General features: G+C 72.0%; 21 protein-coding genes and 1 pseudogene. 7 read left to right on the forward strand and 15 right to left on the reverse strand.

The window, feature by feature from the left end:
• Positions 1-46: 46 nt before the first annotated feature.
• From ACYU7L_RS03715 to ACYU7L_RS03730, 4 genes and pseudogenes are all read right to left on the reverse strand, one after another.
• Positions 47-769 (reverse strand): ABC transporter permease, encoded by a 723-nt coding sequence (locus tag ACYU7L_RS03715; protein ID WP_460793882.1) that lies wholly within the window; start codon positions 767-769, stop codon positions 47-49.
• A complete protein-coding gene (locus ACYU7L_RS03720; RefSeq protein WP_460793885.1) occupies positions 766-1,680 on the reverse strand; it encodes an ABC transporter ATP-binding protein in 915 nt (304 codons plus the stop codon). Before ACYU7L_RS03720 ends, ACYU7L_RS03715 begins: the two co-directional genes overlap by 4 nt.
• A complete protein-coding gene (locus tag ACYU7L_RS03725) occupies positions 1,677-2,606 on the reverse strand; it encodes an ABC transporter permease (RefSeq protein ID WP_460793886.1) in 930 nt (309 codons plus the stop codon). Before ACYU7L_RS03725 ends, ACYU7L_RS03720 begins: the two co-directional genes overlap by 4 nt.
• A pseudogene (locus ACYU7L_RS03730) lies at positions 2,590-3,432 on the reverse strand (ABC transporter ATP-binding protein); the annotation flags it as partial. The gene ACYU7L_RS03725 and the pseudogene ACYU7L_RS03730, both read right to left, overlap by 17 nt.
• A 274-nt stretch (positions 3,433-3,706) precedes the next feature.
• Here ACYU7L_RS03730 and ACYU7L_RS03735 point away from each other — a divergent pair.
• The 6 genes from ACYU7L_RS03735 (at position 3,707) to ACYU7L_RS03760 (ending at position 7,713) form a co-directional block, all read left to right on the forward strand.
• Positions 3,707-3,982, forward strand: a complete 276-nt coding sequence (locus ACYU7L_RS03735) for a TM2 domain-containing protein (protein WP_460793888.1) — start codon at positions 3,707-3,709, stop codon at positions 3,980-3,982.
• A gap of 177 nt (positions 3,983-4,159) precedes the next feature.
• Complete coding sequence (locus tag ACYU7L_RS03740; RefSeq protein WP_460793889.1) at positions 4,160-4,822, forward strand: fasciclin domain-containing protein; 663 nt, start codon at positions 4,160-4,162, stop codon at positions 4,820-4,822.
• Positions 4,823-4,871: 49 nt separating this feature from the next.
• Entirely contained in the window at positions 4,872-5,483 is a 612-nt protein-coding gene (gene sigK / locus ACYU7L_RS03745) for an ECF RNA polymerase sigma factor SigK (protein ID WP_460793891.1), read from the forward strand.
• A complete protein-coding gene (locus ACYU7L_RS03750; protein ID WP_460793892.1) occupies positions 5,480-6,244 on the forward strand; it encodes an anti-sigma factor in 765 nt (254 codons plus the stop codon). The genes sigK and ACYU7L_RS03750 overlap by 4 nt, the downstream gene beginning before the upstream one ends.
• A 76-nt stretch (positions 6,245-6,320) precedes the next feature.
• A complete protein-coding gene (locus ACYU7L_RS03755) occupies positions 6,321-6,893 on the forward strand; it encodes a protein-L-isoaspartate O-methyltransferase family protein (protein ID WP_460793893.1) in 573 nt (190 codons plus the stop codon).
• A 34-nt stretch (positions 6,894-6,927) separates the two neighbouring features.
• Positions 6,928-7,713 (forward strand): tyrosine-protein phosphatase, encoded by a 786-nt coding sequence (locus tag ACYU7L_RS03760; protein ID WP_460793894.1) that lies wholly within the window; start codon positions 6,928-6,930, stop codon positions 7,711-7,713.
• Positions 7,714-7,874: 161 nt separating this feature from the next.
• On the opposite strand, the gene ACYU7L_RS03765 is transcribed toward ACYU7L_RS03760, so the two are convergent.
• The 10 genes from ACYU7L_RS03765 to ACYU7L_RS03810 all read right to left on the reverse strand — a co-directional run bounded on the left by ACYU7L_RS03765 (position 7,875) and on the right by ACYU7L_RS03810 (position 21,186).
• Positions 7,875-9,059, reverse strand: coding sequence for an acyl-CoA dehydrogenase family protein (locus ACYU7L_RS03765; RefSeq protein WP_460793895.1), 1,185 nt, complete (start codon positions 9,057-9,059; stop codon positions 7,875-7,877).
• The gene (locus tag ACYU7L_RS03770; protein ID WP_460793896.1) at positions 9,056-11,083 is read right to left on the reverse strand and encodes an acetyl/propionyl/methylcrotonyl-CoA carboxylase subunit alpha; all 2,028 of its coding nucleotides are present in this window, start codon (positions 11,081-11,083) and stop codon (positions 9,056-9,058) included. Before ACYU7L_RS03770 ends, ACYU7L_RS03765 begins: the two co-directional genes overlap by 4 nt.
• Before the next feature lie 7 nt (positions 11,084-11,090).
• Positions 11,091-12,731: an acyl-CoA carboxylase subunit beta gene (locus tag ACYU7L_RS03775; protein WP_460793897.1), complete on the reverse strand. Its 1,641-nt coding sequence runs from the start codon at positions 12,729-12,731 to the stop codon at positions 11,091-11,093.
• The gene (locus ACYU7L_RS03780) at positions 12,728-13,900 is read right to left on the reverse strand and encodes an acyl-CoA dehydrogenase family protein (RefSeq protein ID WP_460793898.1); all 1,173 of its coding nucleotides are present in this window, start codon (positions 13,898-13,900) and stop codon (positions 12,728-12,730) included. The genes ACYU7L_RS03775 and ACYU7L_RS03780 overlap by 4 nt, the downstream gene beginning before the upstream one ends.
• Complete coding sequence (locus ACYU7L_RS03785) at positions 13,897-15,666, reverse strand: acyclic terpene utilization AtuA family protein (protein ID WP_460793899.1); 1,770 nt, start codon at positions 15,664-15,666, stop codon at positions 13,897-13,899. The genes ACYU7L_RS03780 and ACYU7L_RS03785 overlap by 4 nt, the downstream gene beginning before the upstream one ends.
• Positions 15,663-16,460 (reverse strand): TIGR03084 family metal-binding protein, encoded by a 798-nt coding sequence (locus ACYU7L_RS03790; protein WP_460793901.1) that lies wholly within the window; start codon positions 16,458-16,460, stop codon positions 15,663-15,665. The genes ACYU7L_RS03785 and ACYU7L_RS03790 overlap by 4 nt, the downstream gene beginning before the upstream one ends.
• 4 nt (positions 16,461-16,464) lie before the next feature.
• Positions 16,465-17,085, reverse strand: coding sequence for a TetR/AcrR family transcriptional regulator (locus tag ACYU7L_RS03795; protein ID WP_460793902.1), 621 nt, complete (start codon positions 17,083-17,085; stop codon positions 16,465-16,467).
• An 89-nt stretch (positions 17,086-17,174) separates the two neighbouring features.
• Positions 17,175-19,811: an FtsX-like permease family protein gene (locus ACYU7L_RS03800; protein WP_460793906.1), complete on the reverse strand. Its 2,637-nt coding sequence runs from the start codon at positions 19,809-19,811 to the stop codon at positions 17,175-17,177.
• A gap of 11 nt (positions 19,812-19,822) precedes the next feature.
• Complete coding sequence (locus tag ACYU7L_RS03805; RefSeq protein ID WP_460796566.1) at positions 19,823-20,548, reverse strand: ABC transporter ATP-binding protein; 726 nt, start codon at positions 20,546-20,548, stop codon at positions 19,823-19,825.
• A 2-nt stretch (positions 20,549-20,550) separates the two neighbouring features.
• The gene (locus ACYU7L_RS03810) at positions 20,551-21,186 is read right to left on the reverse strand and encodes a PadR family transcriptional regulator (protein ID WP_460793908.1); all 636 of its coding nucleotides are present in this window, start codon (positions 21,184-21,186) and stop codon (positions 20,551-20,553) included.
• A gap of 259 nt (positions 21,187-21,445) precedes the next feature.
• Here ACYU7L_RS03810 and ACYU7L_RS03815 point away from each other — a divergent pair, with 259 nt between their 5' ends.
• A complete protein-coding gene (locus ACYU7L_RS03815; protein WP_460793909.1) occupies positions 21,446-22,180 on the forward strand; it encodes an RDD family protein in 735 nt (244 codons plus the stop codon).
• Between the two features lie 35 nt (positions 22,181-22,215).
• Here the strand turns inward: ACYU7L_RS03815 and ACYU7L_RS03820 are convergent, their stop codons facing one another.
• Entirely contained in the window at positions 22,216-22,590 is a 375-nt protein-coding gene (locus ACYU7L_RS03820) for a VOC family protein (RefSeq protein ID WP_460793910.1), read from the reverse strand.
• Positions 22,591-22,606 lie beyond the last annotated feature (16 nt).

A 22,606-nucleotide genomic window follows, 5' to 3' on the forward strand; every position in this document is an offset into this window, starting at 1 on the left:
CTGCAAGGACCACCCGACCCTGCCCGATGGTTGCCCCGACTCGGCGCTATTCGTCGCCGGTGAGGTTGAAGCCGCGCAGCCGGTTGCCGGTGAGCCAGGCGCCGCCCACGATCACCACGGCACAGGCCACCGCCGCGTAGACGAGGTCCATGTCGCCGACCAGGTTGGGCCGGTCGGCCAGCTCGCCGGTGATCGCCGCCGCCCAGCGCCGGATGCTGAGCCAGCGCACCCCGTCGAGGAGCCCGCCGAGCAGCCCCTCCCAGATCAGCAGGTAGAGCAGCCCCGCCACCACGGCGTGCCGCGTCATCACCGAGGCCCACGCGAAGAGCGAGCAGTAGGCCAGCCCGCCGACGAGCGAGCCGAGCGCATAGCCGGCCGCGAGGCGTGGCTCGCCGAGCACCAGCCCCGCGACGAGCATCGGCAGGGCTCCGAAGAGCAGCACGCTGGTGGCTGCCACGATCAGCTTGCTGGCCACGATCGTGTGCCGCGAGATCGGCTTCGCCAGGAGGTAGGCGATCGAGCCGTCGTCGATCTCGGGGGCCAGGACGCCGGTCGTGCCGATCAGCGCGACCAGAGGCACGATCACCGCGAGCCCCAGGGCGTTGAGCGTCCCGCTGGCGGCGTCGGGGTCCTCACCGACCAGCACGCGCACGAGCACGGCGACCGCGATCAGCACCAGCGGCAGCACGAACATCAGCACCCCGCGCCGGCGTCCGAAGAGGCTGCGCATCCCGAGCCGGACGATGGTCGGCGAGAGGGGCGCGCTCATGCCGACACCAGGTAGGCGAAGACGCTCTCGAGCGACTCGTCGGTCGGCGTCACCTCGAGCAGCCGCAGCCCGTGCTCGCGGGCCAGCCGCGGCAGCACCTCGCTGAACCGGCCGAAGTCCGAGGCCTCGACCTCGATGCCGCCCTCACCGCGCAGCCGGGCCCCGCGGACCGAGGCGTCGGCGAGCAGCACCGAGGCCATCCGCCGGTCGTCGGAGGTGCGCAGCACGAAGCGGTTGGGCCGGTCGGTCATCAGCCGGCGGATCGCGCCGAAGTCGCCGGAGGCGGCGTGGCGACCCGCGACGACGACCTCGATCTGGCGGGCCACCTGCTCGACCTCCTCGAGGATGTGCGAGCTGAAGAGCACCGTGCGGCCCTGCGCGCCCATGCTGCGCAGCAGCTCCATCAGGTGCATCCGCTGGCGCGGGTCCATGCCGTTGAAGGGCTCGTCGAGCAGCAGCACGGCCGGGTCGTGGACAAGCGCGGAGGCCATCTTGACCCGCTGCCGCATGCCCTTGGAGTACGTCGAGATCGTGCGGTCCTGCGCGTCGGTCATCTCGATCAGCGCGAGCGCCCGCTGGGCGGCGGCGCCCGGGTCGGCCAGCCCGTGCAGCTCCGCGTTGGCCACCACGAACTGGCGACCGGTGAGGTAGTCGAACAGCGCCTCGCGCTCGGGCACCAGCCCGAGCTTGCGATAGACGTCCTGGTTGCGCCACAGCGGCTCGCCGTCGAGGGTCACCGTGCCTGCGGAGGGCGCCAGGAACCCCGACATCAGCGCGATCAGCGTCGACTTGCCGGCGCCGTTGGGGCCGAGCAGCCCCGTCACGCCGGGACCGATCGTCATCGACACGTCGTTGACGGCGACGACGTTGCGATACCACCGCGACACGTGGTCGAGCCGCAGCGTGCTCATCCGCTCACCTTCCGATAGCGCAGCAACAGCAGGGCGACCGCGCCGAGCACCATCGTCAGCGCGGCCGCGAGGTAGAACGCGCCCATCGCCGCGCCCTCCGGCGGCGTCGGCGTGGCGCTGGTCGAGTCGAAGAGGAACACCTGCACCCCGTCGACGAGCGTGTACGGCGAGAAGACGCCGGCCACCTCCCCGACGCGGAGGTTGTCGGTCTCCCAGGCGATGCCCTGGATCGTCGTCACCACGGTGTAGCTGACCAGCAGCACCACGATCACCGAGGCGACCGCGAGCCCGCGGCGGATGGTCAGCGCCGACACCAGCGCGGCCAGCCCGGACAGGGTCGCGGCGAGGAGCAGCGTGCCGAGCATCGCGGCCAGGAAGTCGCCGGTCTCCCGTCGGAACGGCAGGTCTGCGAGCAGCCCCCCGACGTACATCAGCAGGATCGGTGCCGCGATCAGCAGGAAGGTCGCGGCCACCAGCGAGGCCAGCCGGACCAGGACGTACGTCGCGCGCCGGCCGGGGCGGGCGAGGTAGAGCGTGATCGTGCGGAAGCGCAGGTCGCGCGAGATCAGCGCCGGGGCCTGGGCGGCGACGAAGACCGAGATCAGCAGCTGCGTGGTGGTCGGATAGACCGAGAACGGCACGATGTGCTCGTCGAGGCCGAGGAGCTGGCCGGCCTGCACCAGCACACCCACCAGGATCAGCGCCGGCAGCAGCATCAGCGCGAGCAGGCCAAGCGGCAGGATCTTGGAGCGGCCCGAGCGGCCCAGCCCGAAGCAGTTGCGCAGGCCGGTGACGAAGAACGCCCACGCGATCGCGCCCTCGCCGAGCCGCGGCCCGCCGTACGGGCGGTAGCCGATGTCGTGGATGACCGCGCCGGAGGGAGCGGCGGAGGTCGTCTCGGACGTGGAGTCAGACGGGCTGGACACTGCCGGCACCTCCGTTGCGGAAGACGTCCTCGATGCGGTGGTGGCGCTCCTGCATCCGGACCAGTCCGAGCCCGAGGTCGACGGTGAGGTCGCGCACCACGTCGGGGGTGGTCTCGTCGACCACCTCGACCTCGATCATCCGGCCGTCCGCCGGCCAGGCCCGCAGCCCTGCCTCCACCAGCGCCTGTCCGAGCAGCCGGTCGGCGTCGGGTCGGCCCTGCACCTCGACGAGCAGGTTGCCGGTCGCGTGCAGGAAGTCGGTGGTCGCCGAGGAGCGCAGCAGCCGGCCGCCGTCGAGGACGACGACGTGGTCGCTGATCCGCTCGAGCTCGCCGAGCAGGTGGGAGGTGACCAGCACCGCAATGCCGAACTCGGTGCCGATCCGGCGCACCAGCGCGAGCATGTCGTCGCGCGAGGAGGGGTCGAGCCCGTTGGTGGGCTCGTCGAGCAGCACCAGGCGGGGGTCGTGGACCAGGGCCTGGGCGAGCTTGACGCGCTGCTTCATGCCGGTGGAGTAGCCGCCGATCGGGCGGTAGCGCTCCTCGGCGAGGCCCACGTGGCGCAGCACGTCGGAGGCGCGCTCGCGGGCGGCGGGATAGGGCAGGCCGGACATCTGTCCCATGTGGACCACGAGGTCGCTGGCGGAGACGTCGGCCGGCAGGCAGTCGTGCTCGGGCATGTAGCCGACCAGCGCCCGGATCTCCGCACCCTGGGTCGCCACGTCGTGGCCGAGCACGTGCGCGCTCCCGTCACTGGCGGGGATCAGCCCCAGCAGGATCTTGATCAGCGTCGACTTGCCCGCGCCGTTGGCACCGACGAGCCCGGTGACGCCGGAGCCCACCCGTACGTCGAGATGGTCGAGGGCGGTCACGCCCGGGTAGTGCTTGGTCAGGCCCATCGCACTGATGACCGCCGCATCGATGACGGTCTCGTTGACTCCCACATCCACCAACCTAGCGGCCAGCTTCGCGACGAGACGCCTGATCGCGCGTGTGCACCCGTCTAGATCAGGTGACCTGATTCACCGCACGTGCGGTGACGACCCACTAGCCTCGCTGCGACCAGCCGCCCGGCTGTGCCACGTACTCCCAGGAGCTTCCATGTCCCAGCCCTTCCCGCCCAGCCCCGCCGGCCCCCCGGCCGGCGGCCTGTCCGACAAGAGCAAGGTCGTCGCGGGCATCCTCGGCATCCTGCTCGGTGGCTTCGGTGTCCACCAGTTCTACCTCGGCAACTCCAAGAAGGGCGCCATCCAGATCGGTGTCACGCTGGTGACCTGCGGCGTCGGCTCCCTCTGGGGCTTCGTCGAGGGCATCCTCTACCTGATCGGCAAGGAGGGCTTCACCACCGACGCCCAGGGGCGCACGCTCCAGGGCTGATCGCCCGCTGCTCACCGCTCCACCCGCCCGGCCCGCGACGTACGACGTCGCGGGCCGGCGGTGTTTCCGCACGACTTCTCGAGATTTCTCGGCTCCGCACCAATCCGCCCTCCGACCTGCGGCGAATGACCCATGTAGGCAAGCCCGGCAGGGGCTCCACCAACGGAAGGCACCGAGATGAAGCTCAACACCGTCACCCGCACCGGCGGACTCGCCACCCTCGCACTCACCCTCTCGCTCGGCCTCGCGGCCTGTGGCGGCGACGACGAGGACACCACGTCGAGCGCCTCCAGCGACACCTCCTCGGAGACCATGGAGGAGTCGCCCATGGAGGAGTCCTCCGAGCCCGCGATGGAGGAGGGCGCCATGGCGCAGACCTTCGGCGAGGCGTGCTCCGCGGTCCCGAAGACCGGCGCCGGCTCCTTCGACGGCATGGCCACCGAGCCTGTCGCCACCGCCGCGTCGGCCAACCCGCTGCTCGAGACCCTGGTTACCGCCGTCGGCGAGGCCGGCCTGGTCGACACGCTGAACTCCGCCGAGGCCCTCACGGTCTTCGCGCCCACGAACGACGCGTTCGCCAAGATCCCGGCCAAGGACCTCGAGGCCGTGCTCGCGGACAAGGAGACGCTGACCCAGATCCTGACCCACCACGTGGTCGCCGGCCAGCTCGGCCCGGACGAGATCGCCGGTGAGCACGAGACCCTGAACGGCGACATGATCACCGTCGAGGGCTCCGAGGAGATGTTCACCGTCGGCGACGAGATGTCGTCGGTCCTCTGCGGCAACGTGCCCACGGCCAACGCGACGGTCTACGTCGTCGACACCGTGCTCATGCCCTGAGTCCACACCGTCACTGTTTGAACGCTGAACCACACGGAAAGATCCAGTCGTGGACTCCTCCCGCCCTGCCGCCCCCGGCGCCGCCCCTCACGGGCCGGCGCCGGGGGGCGCCAGCCCCCCGGACCTGACCGACCTGCTCAAGCGCGCCGGAAGGGGTGACGAGCAGGCCTTCGCCGCGCTGTACGACGCCACCGCGCCGCGTGCCTACGGGCTCGCGGTCCGCGTCGTCCGCGACCCGGCCCAGGCCGAGGAGGTGACGCAGGAGGCGTTCTTGGAGGCGTGGCGACACGCCGGGCGCTTCGACCCCGCCAAGGGGAGCGCCAACGCCTGGCTGATGACGCTGGTCCACCGCAAGGCGGTCGACCGGGTCCGCTCGGCCGAGGCGTCCACGCGCCGCGACACGTCGTACCACCAGCACAACCAACCGGTCCCGCACGACACCACGGCGGAGGCCGCCCAGGCCTCCCTCGAGGCCAAGCGGGTCCGCAACGCGCTGGCCGCCCTGACCGCGGTCCAGCGCCAGGCGGTGGAGCTCGCCTATCTCGGGGGATATACACATACGGAGGTGGCCTCGATGCTCGACCTACCGGTCGGCACGGCCAAGACCCGCATCCGGGACGGACTGATCCGGCTGCGCGACACGATGGGAGTGGGGCAATGACCGAGTCAATCCACTTCCTCGCCGGCGCCTACGTCGTCGATGCACTCGACGACGTCGAGCGTGCCGACTTCGAGGAGCACCTCGCGGGGTGCGCCGACTGCCAGTCGGAGGTCGCCAGCCTCTCCGAGGGCGCTGCCGTCCTCGCCGACGCCGTCTCGATCGCCCCTCCACCCGGCCTGCGTGACCGCGTGCTCGCCGACATTGCGACCGTGCGTCCGCTGCCTCCGCTGGAGGAGCAGCACGACACGACTCCCGGGGTGCCCGCCACCACCGAGCACCCCGGTGCCACCGTCACCCCGCTCGCCCCTCGTCGCCGACGCGGGTTCGCGCTGCTGGCCGCCGCGGCAGCCGTCGTGGCCGCCGTGGGCGTGGGCGCCGTCTGGCAGCCGTGGGACGACGGCGGTCCCGGGCAGAGTCCGGCCCAGCTCGTGATGGCCGCTCCCGACGCCGAGCGGGTCTCGCTGGAGTTCGACGGTGGCGCGCGAGCGACCGTCGTCCACTCCGACGAGCTGGCCAAGTCGGTGATCATCACCGAGAAGATGCCGCCTCCCCCGGAGGGGAAGGTCTACCAGGTCTGGCTCAACATGCCCGACGACGGCATGGTCTCCGCCGCCGTGATGCCCATCAAGGAGGACCAGACCGTGCTGCTCGAGGGCGACGCGGCCAAGGCCGTCGGAGCGGGGATCACCGTCGAGCCGGAGGGCGGGTCCACGGAGCCGACCACCGCTCCGATCGCGCTGTTCGAGTTCGACAGCGCTTAAGGGGGGCCTGAGACCGGCCCGGGTCGGGGCCCGGGCCTGCTTGACGCACCGCACGGTGTCGGACTTCAGTGGAGCCATGGGCTCCGCTGGTGCCGACGCCGTGCGTGCTGCGTTCGAGGCGACGCCGCGCGAGGGTTTCCTGCCCCCGCGCGAGCGCCGGCGCGCGTCGTACGACGGGCCGCTGGCGATCGGGCACGGGCAGACCAACTCGCAGCCGCGCACCGTCGAGGCGATGCTGCGGCTGCTCGACGTGCGCCCGGGCCAGCGCGTCCTCGACGTCGGGGCCGGGTCCGGCTGGACGACCGTGCTGCTGGCCCGTCTCGTCGGCCCCACCGGCGAGGTGCTCGGGGTCGAGCTGGTGCCCGAGATCGCGGCCTTCGGCGCCGACAACGTGACGCGCGCAGGGGTGCCGTGGGCGAGCATTCGACCGGCCGAGCCCGGCGTGCTGGGGTGGCCGGGCGCCGCGCCGTACGACCGGATCCTGGTGTCCGCCGAGCCCGCTCAGCTGCCCGCCGCCCTCGTCGAGCAGCTGGGCGACGGGGGACGGATGGTGATCCCCGTGGCCGGGACGATGCGGTGCGTGCGGCGGCAGGAGGACGAGGTCACGGTGAGCGAGCACGGGCACTACCGGTTCGTGCCGCTGATCTAGCTCGGAGGCGACCACCCCTCGCTACAGTGCGATCGTGTCTCTCTCAACGCCGCGCCCCGACGAGTCGCGCGAGCTGCTCCGCCTCGCCTCGGCCGACAACTTCCGCGACGTCGCCGGGCCGGGTGAGGGCTGGCGCCTGCCGGACGGCGGGCGGGTCCGTCGTGGGGTCTTCTACCGCTCCAACGAGCTGCGGCTGACCGACGAGGACGCAGCCGCCGTGTCCGGGCTCGGCCTGAGCATCGTCCACGACCTGCGCAGCCCGCACGAGATCGCCGAGCACCCCGACCCGGAGATCGCCGGCGTGCGCTGGCAGAACCTCGACGTGCTGGGCATCCCGATGGCCGAGGTGACCGGGCTCGGCGACCGCGGCGAGAGCCTGGCGCTGATGGCGCGCGTCTATCGCGGGTTCGTGACCGACCCTGGTGCACGGGAGGGGTTCGGCCGGCTGCTGACCGACCTCGCCGACCAGCCGGCCCCCCAGCTGTTCCACTGCTCCGCCGGCAAGGACCGCACCGGCTGGGCCAGCGCGCTCGTCCTCCACGTCGCCGGGGTCGACGAGGAGCAGGTGATGGCCGACTACCTGCTCACCGACGACTACGCGCGCAGCAGCCGCGAGCGCTACCTCGCGATGATCACCGAGTCCTGGGGTCCTGAGCGCGCAGCCGTCTTCGAGCCGGTGCTCACGGTGAGCCCCGACTACCTCGACGTGGCCCGCGCGCAGGCGGACGCGTCGTACGGCGGCCTCGACGGCTACCTGGCCGAGGGCCTGGGCCTCAGCGGGGCGACGCTCGCCCGCCTCGCCGCCCGCCTCCGCCCCTGACCGCCCGCCGCGCCGCGCCGCGCCGTACCCCCACCCAGCTGTAACGCGGGGTTATCTGATCTACCTCAGCGCTATTTCGCTGTGGTGGACCCGATAACCCCGCGTTACAAGCGGGCGGGGCGGGCGGGGGGGGTGGGCGGTACGGCGCGGCGCGGCGTCGCTCAGTAGGACTTCGGCAGGCCCAGCGAGTGCATGGCCACGAAGTTCAGGATCATCTCGCGGCTGACCGGGGCGATCCGGCCGAGGCGGGCGGCGACCAGCATGTTGGCCAGGCCCAGCTCGGTGGTCAGGCCCGAGCCGCCGTGGGTGTGGACCGCGACGTCGGTGGAGTTGCAGGCCACCTCGCCGGCGGCGTACTTCGCCATGTTCGCGAACTCGCCGGCACCCATGTCGTCGCCGGCGTCGTAGAGCGCCGCCGCCTTCTGCTGCAGCAGCTTGGACTGCTCGAGCTCGATCTTGATCTTGGCCAGCGGGTGCGCGATGCCCTGGTGGCTGCCGATGGGACGGTCCCGCCACACCGAGCGGGTCTTGGCGTACTCGACGGCCGCGTTGAGCGCGAAGCGCGACATGCCGTTGGAGTAGGCCGCACCCATGATGCGCTCGGGGTTGAGCCCGGCGAAGAGCTGGAGCAGACCGGCGTCCTCGTCGCCGACGAGCGCGTCGGCGGGCAGCCGGACGTCGTCGAAGAAGAGCGTGAACTGCTTCTCCGGGGCGTCGAAGGTCATGTCGATGACCTGCTTCTCCAGCCCGGCGACGTCGGTCGGGACGACGAAGAGGCACGGCTTGAGGTTGCCGGTCTTCTCGTCGGCCAGGCGACCGACGACCAGGATGCCCTGGGCCTCGTCGACACCGGAGATGTAGGTCTTGGAGCCCTTGAGCACCCACTCGTCACCGTCGCGCTTGGCGGTGGTGGTGATGTTGTGGGAGTTGGAGCCGGCGTCGGCCTCGGTGATCGCGAACGCCATCGTGTAGGAGCCGTCGGCGATGCCGGGCAGCCACCTCTTCTTCTGCGCGTCGGTGCCGAAGCGGCCGATGACCGAGCCGCAGATGGCCTGCGAGACGACCATCATCAGCATCGGGGCGCCCGCTGCGGCAGCCTCCTCGAGGACCGCGGCGAGGTCGCCGATGCCGCCGCCACCGCCGCCGTACTCCTCGTCGATGTTGACGCCGAGGAAGCCGTGCTTGCCCATGTCCTCCCACAGCTCGGTGACCTTGCCACCGGTCTTCGCCTTCTCGGCGACGTAGGAGTGGCCGTACTTCGAGGCGAGGGCGAAGACCGCCTTGCGCAGCTCGCGCCGCTCCTCGGACTCGGTGAAAGCGTTGTCGCTCATGCCTGTGCTGCTCATGCGGGGGCTCCTTCGGTTGCGTCGTCGCCGTCGACGACTGCCAGGACGTCACCGGCACCCACCTGCGACCCGGTCTTGACGTTGATCTCGGAGACGACGCCGTCGGTCGGCGCGCTCACGGTGTGCTGCATCTTCATGGCCTCCATCACGAGGATGGTCTGGCCGGCGGTGACCTGCTGGCCGACCTCGACGGAGACGCTGAGGACGCTGCCGGGCATCGGCGCGAGCAGCGACCCGGTCGCGACCTGCTCGGACGGGTCCACGAAGCGCGGCACCCGGTTGAGCCTCACGTAGCCGAGCGTCGAGTCGACGTGTACGACGGGAGCCGTGAGCGAGCCGCTCGCGTCCACGACGACGGAGTACGTCGTGGCGACGCCGTCGTGCTCCAGGGTCACGCTCGACGGCGAGGCGGCGAGCACGGTGACGCCGGCATCGCTGTTGGCGCCGGTGTAGCCGTCGCGCCCGCCGAACCACTCGACCCGGATCGGTTCGTCAGCGCCGTCGAGCACGAACTCGGTGACCTGGGGCGCGGAGAGCACGTTGCGCCAGGCGACCGGGATGCCCCGCTGGACCGTGCGCGCCTCGCGCGCCGTCTCGGCCAGCGCGACCGCGGCGGCGAACGCGGAGCGGGCCACCGCGGTCTCGTCGACACCGGCGCTGCGGGTGGCGAGCTCCTGGGTCTCGAAGAAGTCGGTGGAGACGTCGCCGGCGACGAACGTCGGGTGACGCAGCACCTCGACCAGCAGGTCGCGGTTGGTGGTGAGGCCGTGGACCTTCGACTTGGCCAGGGCGCCGGAGAGCTGGCGCAGGGCCTGCTCACGCGTGGGCGCCCAGACGATCACCTTCGCCAGCATGGCGTCGTAGTGGGTGCCGACCTCGGAGCCGGCGACGAAGCCGGTGTCGAGGCGGATCCCGCCCTGACCGGACGCAGCGCCGGTCGGGTTCTCGAACTCGGCTCTCACGCCAGGCACCTCGAAGGAGGTCAGCGTCCCGGACTGCGGCTGCCAGTCGTTGGCCGGGTCCTCGGCATAGAGACGCACCTCGACGGCGTGACCCTTCGGCTCCCCGGGCAGGTACGGCGTGACCGGGTGGCCCTCGGCCACCGCGATCTGGGCCTCGACCAGGTCGACCCCGAAGATCGCCTCGGTGACCGGGTGCTCCACCTGGAGACGGGTGTTCATCTCCAGGAACCAGAAGCGGCTCGGGTGGTTCGCGTCGACCAGGAACTCGACCGTGCCGGCGCCGACGTAGTCGATCGCCGAGGCGGCGCTGCGGGCCGCCTCGTGCAGGGCGGCGCGGGTCTCGTCGGAGAGCCCGGGGGCCGGGGCCTCCTCGACGACCTTCTGGTGGCGGCGCTGGATCGAGCAGTCGCGCTCGCCGTAGACGGCCACGGTGCCGTGGGAGTCACCGACGACCTGGACCTCGACGTGGCGGCCGTGCTCGACGTACGGCTCGACGAAGACGGTGCCGTCGCCGAACGCCGAGGCGGCCTCGGCCGACGCCTTCTCGACCTCGCTGGGCAGGTCGGCGAGGGCCCGGACGATCCGCATGCCGCGGCCACCACCACCGGCGCTGGCCTTGACCAGCAGCGGCAGGTCGGCCTCGGTCGCGGTCTCGCCGAGGTCGGCCAGGACCGGCACGCCGGCGGCCTCCATCAGCTTCTTGGACTCGATCTTGGAGCCCATCGAGACGATCGAGGACGGGTCCGGACCGATCCAGACCAGGCCGGCCTCGGTGACGGCGCGGGCGAAGTCGGCGTTCTCGGAGAGGAAGCCGTAGCCGGGGTGGACCGCGTCGGCACCCGACTTGCGGGCGGCCTCGATGACGAGGTCGGCGCGCAGGTAGGTCTCGGCCGGGGTGTTTCCCGGAAGGCGTACGGCGGCGTCGGCCTCTGCCACGAAGGGCAGCAGGGCGTCGGCGTCGGAGTAGACGGCCACGGTCTCGATGCCGAGACGGCGGGCGGTGGCGAAGACACGACGGGCGATTTCGCCTCGGTTCGCGACGAGGATTCTGTTGATGGTCATCTGTCACTCACATCCTGAAGACGCCGAAGCGGTCGGTGCCCTCGGTGGGCACCGTGTCGATGGCTGAGAAGGCGATCCCGAGGATCGTCCGGGTGTCGCGCGGGTCGATGACGCCGTCGTCGTAGAGCATCCCGCTCAGGACGTAGGGCAGCGACTGCTCCTCGACCATGTTCTCGACGAAGGCGCGCATCCCGGCGTCGCCCTCCTCGTCGTACTCCTTGCCCTTGGCCTCGGCGGCGGCGCGCGAGACGATCGAGAGGACGCCGGCCAGCTGCGCCGGGCCCATCACGGCCGACTTGGCGTTGGGCCAGGTGAAGAGGAAGCGCGGGTCGTAGGCCCGCCCGTTCATGCCGTAGTTGCCGGCTCCGTAGGACGAGCCGATCAGCACGGAGATGTGCGGGACGGTCGAGTTGGAGACCGCGTTGATCATCGCCGCGCCGTGCTTGATGATGCCGCCCTGCTCGTACTCCTTGCCGACCATGTAGCCGGTGGTGTTGTGCAGGAAGAGCAGCGGGGTGTCCTTGGCGTTGGCCAGCTGGATGAACTGCGTCGCCTTCTGGGCCTCCTCGCTGAAGAGCACGCCCTGGGCGTTGGCGAGGATGCCGATCGGGCGGCCGTGCAGCTTGGCCCAGCCGGTGACCAGCGACGAGCCGTACAAGGGCTTGAACTCGTCGAAGGGCATTTCGTTGCCGGCCGAGACGCCGTCGACGATGCGCACGATCACGTCGCGCGGGTCGAAGGGCTCCTTGAGGTCGGTCGGGATCAGGTCGAGCAGGGACTCGGGGTCGTACGCCGGCTCCGCGTAGGTGCGCTCCCCCTCGGGACGCGCCTTGCGCCAGTTGAGACGAGCGACGATGCGGCGACCGATGCGGATCGCGTCGCGCTCGTCCTCGGCCAGGTAGTCGGCCAGACCCGAGATGCGGGCGTGCATCTCGGCGCCACCCAGCTCCTCGTCGTCGGTCTCCTCACCGGTGGCCATCTTGACCAGGGGCGGGCCGGCGAGGAACACCTTCGCCTGCTCCTTGACCATCACCGTGTAGTCGGACAGGCCGGGCACGTAGGCGCCCCCAGCGGTCGAGTTGCCGAAGACCAGCGCGATCGTCGGCTGGCGACGGCCCGACGCACGGGCGAGGTCGCGGAAGATCTTGCCGCCCGGGATGAAGATCTCCTTCTGGGTCGGCAGGTCGGCGCCGGCCGACTCGACCAGGGAGATCTGCGGGAGGTTGTTCTCCTCGGCGATCTGCGCGGCGCGGAAGGTCTTCTTCAGCGTCCACGGGTTCGACGCGCCACCCTTCACGGTGGGGTCGTTGGCCGAGATCATGCACTCGACGCCCTCGATGACGCCGATGCCGCAGACGGTGGAGGCGCCGACGGTGAAGTCGGAGCCCCAGCCGGCCAGCGGGCTCAGCTCGAGGAAGGCCGAGCCCTCGTCGATCAGCAGCTCGATGCGCTCACGAGGCAGCAGCTTGCCGCGCTTGTGGTGGCGCTCGATGTACTTCTCACCGCCACCGGCGACGGCCTTGGCGTGCTCGGCGTCGAGGTCGGTCAGCTTGGCCAGCAGGCTGGCGCGGCGCTGCTCCTCCACGCTGAGCTCATCAGCGGGCTCCGGCTGCGCCTGCTCGGCGCCTTCGATGATCGTGTCAGTCATTTCGCGTATCCCAACAGCTTGGCGGCAAGGTCAGTGAGTACTTCGGTGGCTCCGCCACCGATGGGCAGGAGCCGGGCGTCGCGGTAGTGCCGCTCGACCTCGGTGCCGTGCATGTAGCCGGTCCCGCCGTGGAGCTGGACTGCCTGGTCGCAGACGTACGTCGCGGCGTTGCAGGCGGTCTCCTTCGCCAGGCAGGCCTGGGCGATGACGGACTCGTTGACGCCGCCGGCGTCGACGTACTGCTGCGCGACGGCGTGGGTGAACGCCTTGGCGGCCTCCACCTGGCGACGCATCTCGACGAGCTTGTGGCGCACGACCTGGCGCTTGATCAGCGGCTCACCGAAGGTGGACCGCTGGCGGCAGTAGTCGGCCGTGAGCGCCAGCGAGCGCTCCGCGATCGCGTAGCCGTGGATGGCCAGGGCCATCCGCTCGACGACGAACTGCTCGGCGATGTACCAGAAGCCGGCGTTCTCGTCGCCGACCAGGTTGGTCACCGGCACCCGCACGTCGACATAGCTGAGCTCCGCGGTGTCCGAGCTGTGCCACCCCATCTTGGCCAGCTTGCGGTCGACCGTGAAGCCCGGCGTGGACGTCGGCACGACGATCAGCGAGATGCCGCCGCCCCCGGGACCGCCCGTGCGGCAGGCGGTGGTCACGAAGTCGGCGCGGGTGCCCGAGGTGATGAAGGTCTTGGAGCCGTTGATGACCCACTCGTCCCCGTCGCGGACCGCGGTGGTGCGGATGTTGCCGACGTCGGAGCCGCCACCGGGCTCGGTGATGCCGAGCGAGCCGATCATCTCCCCGGCCACCGTGGGGCGGACGTAGGTGTCGATCAGCTCGGTCGAGCCGTGCGCGACGATGTGCGGCACGGCGATGCCGTGGGTGAACAGCGCCGACATCAGGCCGCTGGTGGCGCCCTCGGAGAACATCCCCTCCTGCATGGCGATGGTGTCGAGCAGACCACCACCTGACCCCCCGGCCGACTCGGGGACGCTGATCCCCATCAGGCCGGCCGCGGCCGCTTTCTTGTGCAGCTCGCGGGGGATCGCGCCGGCGTCCTCCCACTCCTGCATGTGCGGGGCGATCTCGCGGCGGGTGAACTCCGCGGCGGCCGCCTTCAGGGCGGCCCGATCCTCGGCCGTGGAGACCTCTTCGACAGCGGTGGTCACAGCAGTGCTCCTTCGACAGCGACGTGACGTGAACGGACCCACTCGCCGAGCCCCTTGGCCTGCGGGTCGAAGCGGGTCGACGAGGCCACCCCCTCGCCCAGCAGGCCGTGGATGAGCACGTTGACGCCGCCCAGGTTGGGCAGCACGAAGACCTCGATGTCGAGCCCTTCGGCCTCCGGGACGAGCTCGCGCACCTTGCGCGGGGTGATCAGCTTGGTGAGCCAGCGCACCCGGTCGTCGTACTTGTCGGACCCGTCGTGGGCGACCCACAGCCCGAGGTTGGCGTCGCCGCCCTTGTCGCCCGAGCGGGCGTGGACGAACGCCCCGAGCGGGGCCCGGCGGGTGACCGAGTCGACGGGGGCCGGGAACGGCGAGGGACGCAGGCCGTGGTGGTCGGGCGAGAGGGTCTCCTCGCCGGGGGGACCGCCCACTCCCGGCGGGTCGGCGACGATCTCGCGGCGACCGTCGGCGTGGACGACCGTGTGGGTGACGGCGTCGCGGTCGACGTACGCCGCCTTGTAGACGCCGTACGGCGCGGGGGCCGACGGCGGCGCGGTCATCGTGAAGCCGGGGTAGGACCCCAGCGCGAGCTCGACGACGGCCGAGGTGAAGGGCTTGCCGACCGGCTTGGCGTCGGCGTCCTTGACCACGCAGCGCAGCAGCACCGACGCGGACTCCTCGGTGGGGGCGTCGACCGGCTGCGGACCGAGCTCGCTCCAGTGCACGGAGGCGGGCGCGCCGGTCGGCGACGCGGCGAGCGCGCCGTCGACCTGGGTGCGGATCCACTCCGCCTTGGCGCCGAGGTCGAGCCCGGTCAGGACGAACTCCGCGGTGTTGCGGAAGCCGCCCAGCTCGTTGACGCACACCTTGAGCTGCGCCGGGGGCGCGCTGCCGGTGACGCCGCTGACGCGGACCCGGTCGTCGCCGGCCTGCTCCAGGGTCATCGAGTCGAGGTGGGTGGTGACGTCGGGGCCGAGGTAGCGCGTCGACTGGATCTCATACATCAGCTGCGCGGTGACGGTGTCGACCGTGACCATGCCGCCGGTGTCGTCGTGCTTGGTGACGACGAACGAGCCGTCGGCCTCGATCTCGGCGAGCGGGAAGCCCAGGCGCCTGCCGTCGCGCGGCAGCTGCAGGAAGCCGGAGAAGTTGCCACCGGTGGCCTGCGTGCCGCACTCCAGCACGTGCCCGGCCAGGACGGCCCCGGCCAGCTCGTCGTACGCCGTGGGGTCCCAGCCGAAGTGGGCGACCGCGGGGCCGACCACCAGCGAGGCGTCGGTGACGCGGCCGGTGACGACGATGTCGGCGCCGGAGGTGAGCGCAGAGGCGATGCCGAGCCCGCCGAGGTAGGCGTTGGCGGTGAGCGCGTTGGGCAGGCCGAGGGCGCTCAGCGCGTCGGAGCCACGCAGGTCGTCACCCTCGACATGGGCCACGGCGACGTCGAGACCGAGCCCGGAGGCGACCTCGCGGACCTTGTCGGCCAGGCCGGCGGGGTTGAGCCCGCCCGCGTTGGCGACGATCTTGACGCCGCGCTCGATGGCCAGGCCCAGGGAGTCCTCGAGCTGGCGCACGAAGGTCCGCGCATAGCCCAGCGAGGCGTCGCGCATGGTGTCCTTGCCGAGGATCAGCATGGTCAGCTCGGCGAGGTAGTCCCCGGTGAGCACGTCGATCCCGTGCCCGTCGACCGAGCCCTCGAGCATCTCGCGCATCGCCGACAGGCGGTCGCCGTAGAAGCCCGAGCAGTTGCCCACCCGCAGGGCGGTCATGCTGCACCCCCCGCAGCCGCGCGGCCCTCACCAGGAGGCCCGGCGAAGCACTGCGCGATCGTCAGCCACTTCGCGGCGTCGTCACCGGTCGCCACCAGGTCGGTGTCGTCGCGGTGGCGGCGCTGGGTGACCAGCAGGCAGAAGTCCTGCGCGGAGCCGGTGACCCGCTGCGCGGCGTCCTCTGGACCCCATGACCAGAGCTCGCCGGAGGGAGCCTTCAGCTCGACGCGGAACTCCTCGGCCGGTGCCTCCAGCTGGTGCACCGAGTAGGAGTAGTTGCGGGTGCGCACCCCCAGGTGCGCGATGTGGCGGACCCGGTCGGTGACCTCGGGGGTCTCGCCGAGCGCCTCGTGGACGTCGAGCGAGTGCGCCCATGTCTCCATGAAGCGCGCGGTGGCCATCGAGGTCGCCGACATCGGCGGGCCGAACCACGGCATCTTCTGCCCCTCGGGCAGGTTGCGCAGCGCCTCGACGAGCGTCGGGCGGGCTGCGCGCCAGCGGGTCAGCAGCTCCTCGGGCGGCACCCGGCCACCGTCGAGGGCGGCGTTGTCGACGACGCCCGTGGGGTCGGCGATCGCGGCGAGGACGAGGTTGTCCCACGCCTCCTTGTCGGTGGCGGCGGCCAGCGCGGCCTCGTCGGTCCACGCGAGGTGCGCGACCTGGGTCGCCACGTCCCAGCCTGCGGCGGGGGTCGGGGTCCGCCAGCCGGCCTCGTCGAGGCCGGCGACGAGCTGCTCGAGCCGGTCACCTTCCGCGGCGAGGTCGGTGAGGACCGCGTTGAGTACGTCGTTCATCGAATCAGGACTCCTTCAGGACGGCGTCGAGGGTCGTCGCCCACTGGTCGAGGATCCGGCGGCGGCGGCGAGCGTCGTCGGAGATGGTGTTGGCCAGGCCCAGGCCGCGGACCAGGTCGAGGGTCGCCTGGACGAGCTCGCGGGCCCCGGGCCTGGACTCGTCGACCCCGAGCAGGTCGACGGTCAGCTTGTGGATCTCGCGGCCGACCCGCTGCTCGAGCGGTCCGACCGCGGCGAGCAGCTGCGCGTCGGTGCGCGCGGCCACCCACAGCTCGAGGGCGGCGGTGAAGACCGGGCTGGTGAAGTGCTCGGCGAGCATCTCCAGCACCGCGCGGGTGCGGCGCGGCCCGGTGGGCAGCCCCTCGGCGGCAGCCTCGATCTCGGCCGCGCGCACCTGACTGAGGTGCTCGACGGCCGCGATGACGAGGTCGGTCTTGCTGGGGAAGTGGTGCAGCTGCGCTCCCCTGCTGACGCCCGCCCGCTTGGAGACGAGCGTCGTCGACGTGCCGCTCAGCCCGTGCTCGACGATGCACTCCACCGTCGCCTCGAGCAGACGGGCCCGCATCACGCGGGTGCGCTCCTCCTGCGGGACACGGGTCCCCGACGGCGTGGTGGTCTGGCTCACGGGCCTCATCCTGGGCCCTCATCAACAAACAGTCAAGCCTGACTTTTTATGAATTGGTGAAAGCGCGCGTCGTACAGGCGCCGACTCGGCTAGTCCTGGCGGGCGAGCAGGGGGGTGCTCGAGCGGGCGCTCAGGGCGACCACCGCCGCGGTGAGCAGGGGGAGACCGACCACCACGGCGGCGACCAGCAGCCAGGGGATCGCGAGGAACTGGTCCGGCAGCGGCTCACCGTCAGCGTCCGCCGTCAGCCAGGAGTCCCCGGTCAGCGGATAGGTGACGGCGATGCCGGGGACCAGCCCGGCGAGCGCGCCGAGCAGCGCGCCGACCACGCCGATGACCAGTGCGTACGCCGCGGCGACGCCGCGCCGCAGCCGGGGCGAGGCTCCGACCGCGGCGAGGGTGGTGAGATCAGGGCGGGCGTCGGAGAGCGCCAGGAAGGTGGCGGTCAGCGTGCCCCCCAGCATCAGCGCCGCCCCGAGGCCGCCGAGGACGAGCTGGACCAGCATCACCTCGCCATCGCCCTGATAGCCACGCTCGACGTAGACGTCGCTCCGGCGCTCCACCGCGACCGCAGCCGCCTCGAGGTCGCGCTCTCCCTGCTCGTCGACGGCCGCCCCGGCGACGTGCAGGCCGACCGTCCCCACCGGGCCGCCCAGGGACTCGACGGCCTCGCGAGCGATCACCGCTCGGCCCTGGGCGTGGGAGTTGGGGACAGTGACGAAGTAGGCGGGGAAGCTGTCCGCCGAGAGCGAGCGCTCGGCGCCCCGGCCGGTGCGGGCCGTGACCCGGACGCTGCGGTCGGTCACGTCGGCGGAGGTGAACACCACCACTCCTCCCGCGGCCAGGGTCTCCTCCGCCCGCGCGACGTCCACCCACGGGGTCTCGCGCAGAGAGGTCGGCCACGTCCCGTCACTGACGAGGTAGTCGGTGCTCAGCAGGCCCCCCCACGAGTCGAGAGGCACGACGGCGCCGTCGCCGCTCACCCCGACCCGGCTCAGGTCGAGCGACGTGGACGCACCCCTCGGCTGCGGGGCGACCCCCACGATCGGCGTCACCGTGGCGTCCGGGAGAGCGCCGGCGACGGCCGCCTCGAGGACCTCCCAATCGGTCTGCCAGCCGCGCGCCGTGGTCACGCTCGCGGCCCCTTCGCTCAGCATCGGCACATACTCCGCCTCGGACTGAGCCGCGTCGCTGCTCGTCGCGATCCCGATGGCGACGACGCCACACACGGTCGCTGCCACCGCGGCGACGGCCGGGACCGTGCGGGCGCGGTGGCGGGCCGCGTCGCGGGCGGCGTAGCGCAGCGTCAGCGGGAGCCGGCGTGAGGCCCGGGCCAGGGCACTCAACACCACCGGCACGACCAGGATCATGCCGAGCACGACGACGACAGCGGCCGCCGAGATCACGTACTCCCCCGACGACGCACGCTGCGCGCCGTACGCCGCCCCGGCGACGCCGACTGCCAGTAGCGCCACGCCCAGCAGCGGGAAGCCCAGGCCGGCCGGACGCTCGCCGCGGCGACCGGCGAGCACCGCGACCACGTCCTGACGCGAGGCGAGCCAGGCCGGGACGAGGGCTGCGAGCATCGCACTGACGAGGCCGAAGGTCGCGATCCCGCCCACCTCGAACCACCGCACGTCGAAGGGGCCCATCGGGTTGTCGGACCAGTGGCCGATGACGGGCACCAGGAGCCACGCCGCCGCGACCCCGAGCGCGACGGCGAGCAGGGTCGCGACGCCGCCCAGCACCACCGCGCCGGCCAGCACGACGCGCCGTGCCTGCGCGGGACTCGCTCCTTGCGCGGCCATCATCGCCAGCAGCCGCGACTGACGCCGCGCGCCAACGGCGAAGGCGGGCCCCGCGAGCAGCACTACCTCGAGCAGGGCCATCACGACGACGAGCACGACGGCCGCGAAGTCCTCCTGCGCCACCCCGCTGGAGGCGACGACGTCGGGATGCAGCTCCTCGTCCGACGGGGGGTCCTCCAGGACTGCGCGCGACAGCACGGTCACACCCAGGTCGTTGAGCGCACGAACCTCCACCCACGTCACCGGCCCGGCGTCGATCAGCCAGGTCCGTGCGCTGTGCGCCTCCACGCCGAGGCTCCCCGGGGCACCGGCGACGATCGGGTAGCCCCGGGCGCTGGAGGACTCCATGGTGCCGACCACCGTCCGCGTCTCGCCGCGGACGATCTCCAGCCCGTCACCCACCTCCAGGCCCCTCCTCGCGAGGTCGCCGTTGACGACGACCTCACCGGTCGCGCCGGGCCAACGGCCGGAGGTCAGCTCGAAGAGTCCGTCGGCGAGAGGGTCGGCGAGGTCGAGCTCGACGGCCTCGGCCCACGCGACGCCGTCCGGGGTGCGCACTCGAGCACTCCCCTCGCGGTACTCGAGCGCGCGCACCCCCTCGCCCAGGACGTCGGCGACTTCGTCGAGCCCGGCCGCGACCGCGTCGTCCTGGTGACTCGCCGACCAGTAGCCGCGCCCCGGATCCGCCGCCTGGACGACCTGTCCCACCCCGGGCTCGACCCTCACCCGGGCGTCCGCCGCCCCCAGCCGCCGCTCGAGCGCCTCACTGCCGGAGACCTCGCTGGTCCGGAGCACCACGTCGGCCGCGGTGACCCCCAGCACCGGCAGCGCGATCATCACCAGCACGAGCACGCTGCGGCCCTTCGAGCGCAGCGCGTCACGCCGCGCGATCCGCAGCGCGGCGCGCCAGCCCCTCACCCGCCAGCCCCTCAACCGCAGGGCCCGCCCGAGCCCGTCCGGAGCAGCACGTCGACCGGGTCGGCGCCCGACTCGTCGACGACCACGCCGTCGCGCAGGAACACCACCCGGTCGGCCCAGGCCGCGTGCCGGGCCTCGTGGGTGACCAGCACCCCCGCCGCCCCGGCGTCGCAGCGCGCCCGCAGCAGCTCGAGCACGTCCTCGCCGGTCTCGGTGTCCAGCGCTCCGGTGGGCTCGTCGGCGAGGATCAGCCGCCGGTCGCCGACGACCGCGCGGGCGATCGCCACCCGCTGCTGCTGGCCGCCGGACATCTCGTCGGGGAAGCGGTCCGCGAGGTCCAGCAGGCCGACCTCCTCGAGCACCGTCAGCGCCGCACGTCGCGCCGAGCCGGCACGCTCCCCATCGAGCTCACGCGGCAGCGCGACGTTCTCGGCGGCGGTGAGGGCGGGGATCAGGTTGAAGTCCTGGAAGACATAGCCGATCGACGTACGCCGCATCCGCGCCCGCCCGGCGACGCCGAGCCCGGCCAGGTCGGCGCCCTCGACCCGCACCGCGCCGCTCGTGGGCGTGTCGAGCCCTCCGGCCAGGGTCAGCAGCGTGGACTTGCCGGAGCCGGATGGCCCCATCACCGCCACCAGCTCACCGGCCTGCGCCCGGAAGTCGACCCCGCGCAGCGCGTGGACCTCAGTGGGTCCGGCGCCGTGCACGCGGGTGACCTGCTCGACCTCCAGCAGCAGGCTCACCGGGCGTCCTCCGGCCGCGGCTGTCGAGTCCTGACCGGCGCCTTGGCGAAGCGCTCGGCCGCACTCACGGCGCGTGTCTGCGCAGCGGCCCGTCGCAGTCGGGACTCGCAGTGGTCGAGCCAGCGGATCTCGGCCTCAGCCGCGAAGACGAGCGAGTCCAGCACCAGGCTCCAGGCGAGGTCGGCGCGCTCCTGGGCGTCGACCGGGGTGCCGCCGGCGGCGGGCGTACCGCGCTTGAGTCGGGTGTAGTCCTGCAGGGCCGCCATCGTGGCGCCACGCTGGCGCTGGATGACGGCGCCGACGTCGACCCCGGGCACGGTGACCGCGACCGCGAGCTTGATCGCGAGCTCGTCGCGCGGCGGCTGGGTGCGGGCGACCGGCGTGGTGAACCAGGCGGCCACCTCCGCGCGGCCGCTCTCGGTCACGCGATAGGTCACGTGTCCGTCGGTGCCGTCGGCCGCCTCGCCGGCCTCGACCAGGCCGTCGCGCTCCAGGCGGGCGAGGGTCGTGTAGACCTGCCCGACGTTGAGCGGCCAGGTGCCGCCGGTGCGCGCCTCGAACTCGCTGCGCAGCTGGTAGCCGTACATGGGCTCCTGCTCGAGCAGCGCGAGCAGCGCCTGCTTGACCGACATCGGGGTCCCCTCTCCCACGACGGGCACCCGACCCGCGAATACTCCGTATGTATACCACGTATGCAGGGGTCTCGACGTCGGTTGCTGCGCAACCTGCTCGACCACCGAGGAGGTCGGCGCTACGCAACCTGCTCGACCATCGAGGAGGTCGGCGCTGCGCAACCTGCTCGACCACCGATCACGCGGGCAGCGGAGCCACTAGCCTGGGGCCACGTCGGCCCGAACGGGTCCGATGCCGGCCGCTTTCGCAGGAGACACCTTGTCGCAGTATGGAAACCCGCCCCAGGACCCCTATGGCCAGCAGCCCCAGCAGCCGCAGCAGCCCGGCCAGCCCCAGCAGCCGCCGTACGGCCAGCAGCCCGGCTACGGCCAGCAGCAGCCGGGCTACGGCCAGGCGCCCTACGGTCAGCAGCCGGGGTACGGCCAGCAGCCCTACGGTCAGCCGGGGCAGCCCTACGGCCAGGCTCCGGCGTACGGCGCGCCCTACGGCCAGCAGCCGGGCTTCGGCGGCCAGGGCGCCTACGCCACCTGGGGCCAGCGCGTCATCGGCACGCTGTGGGACTTCCTGATCATGTGGCCGGCCATCCTCCTGGGGATCGTCGGCTACGGGCTGTTCATCGCCGCGATCGCCACGTCCGAGACGGACGCCTACGGCAACACGACCGACACCAACGGGGGGCTGCTGGCGATCGGCGGGCTGCTCCTGCTGGCCAGCTTCATCGTCGGGCTGGTCATCTGGATCCGCAACTACATCCTGCGCCAGGGCCGCACCGGCTACAGCTACGGCAAGGCCAAGGTCGGCATCCGCCTGATCGGCCAGCAGGACGGCCAGCCCGTCGGCCCGGGCATGGCGTTCGTGCGCTACCTGCTGCACAGCGTCATCAACCAGGCCTGCTACATCGACTACCTGTGGCCGCTGTGGGACGAGAAGAACCAGACCCTCACCGACAAGGTGCTCAACACCGTCGTGATCCAGCAGCCCGAGCAGCGCTGACCCGGTCCTGAGCCGGGAGCAGGAGGGCGGCAGCGTCAGGCCGGCTGGAACAGGCCGACGCTGTTGCCCTCCACGTCCTTGATGTACGCCGTCCAGCCGTGGTCGCCCATCATGTGGCTGCCGAGCAGCACCTTGCCCCCGAGGGCGGTGACCCGAGCGAGCGCGGCGTCGATGTCGTCGACCTCGATCACGACGATCGGCCCCTCGCGGGGGTCCTCACGGCGGATCAGGCCGCCGTTGACATAGCCCGTCTCCGAGGGCCAGCTGCCCTCCGAGGGGCCGGTCTCGGCGAGCGTGTATCCGGTGTCGGGCAGCGAGGTCATCCGCCAGCCGAAGGCCTCGCGATAGAACGCCTCTGCCCGCTCCCTGTCGTCGCAGGGGATCTCGAAGTGCACGACCCGTCCCGTCATGGCTGGGACCCTACTG

This window comes from Nocardioides pacificus, from assembly GCF_054775955.1.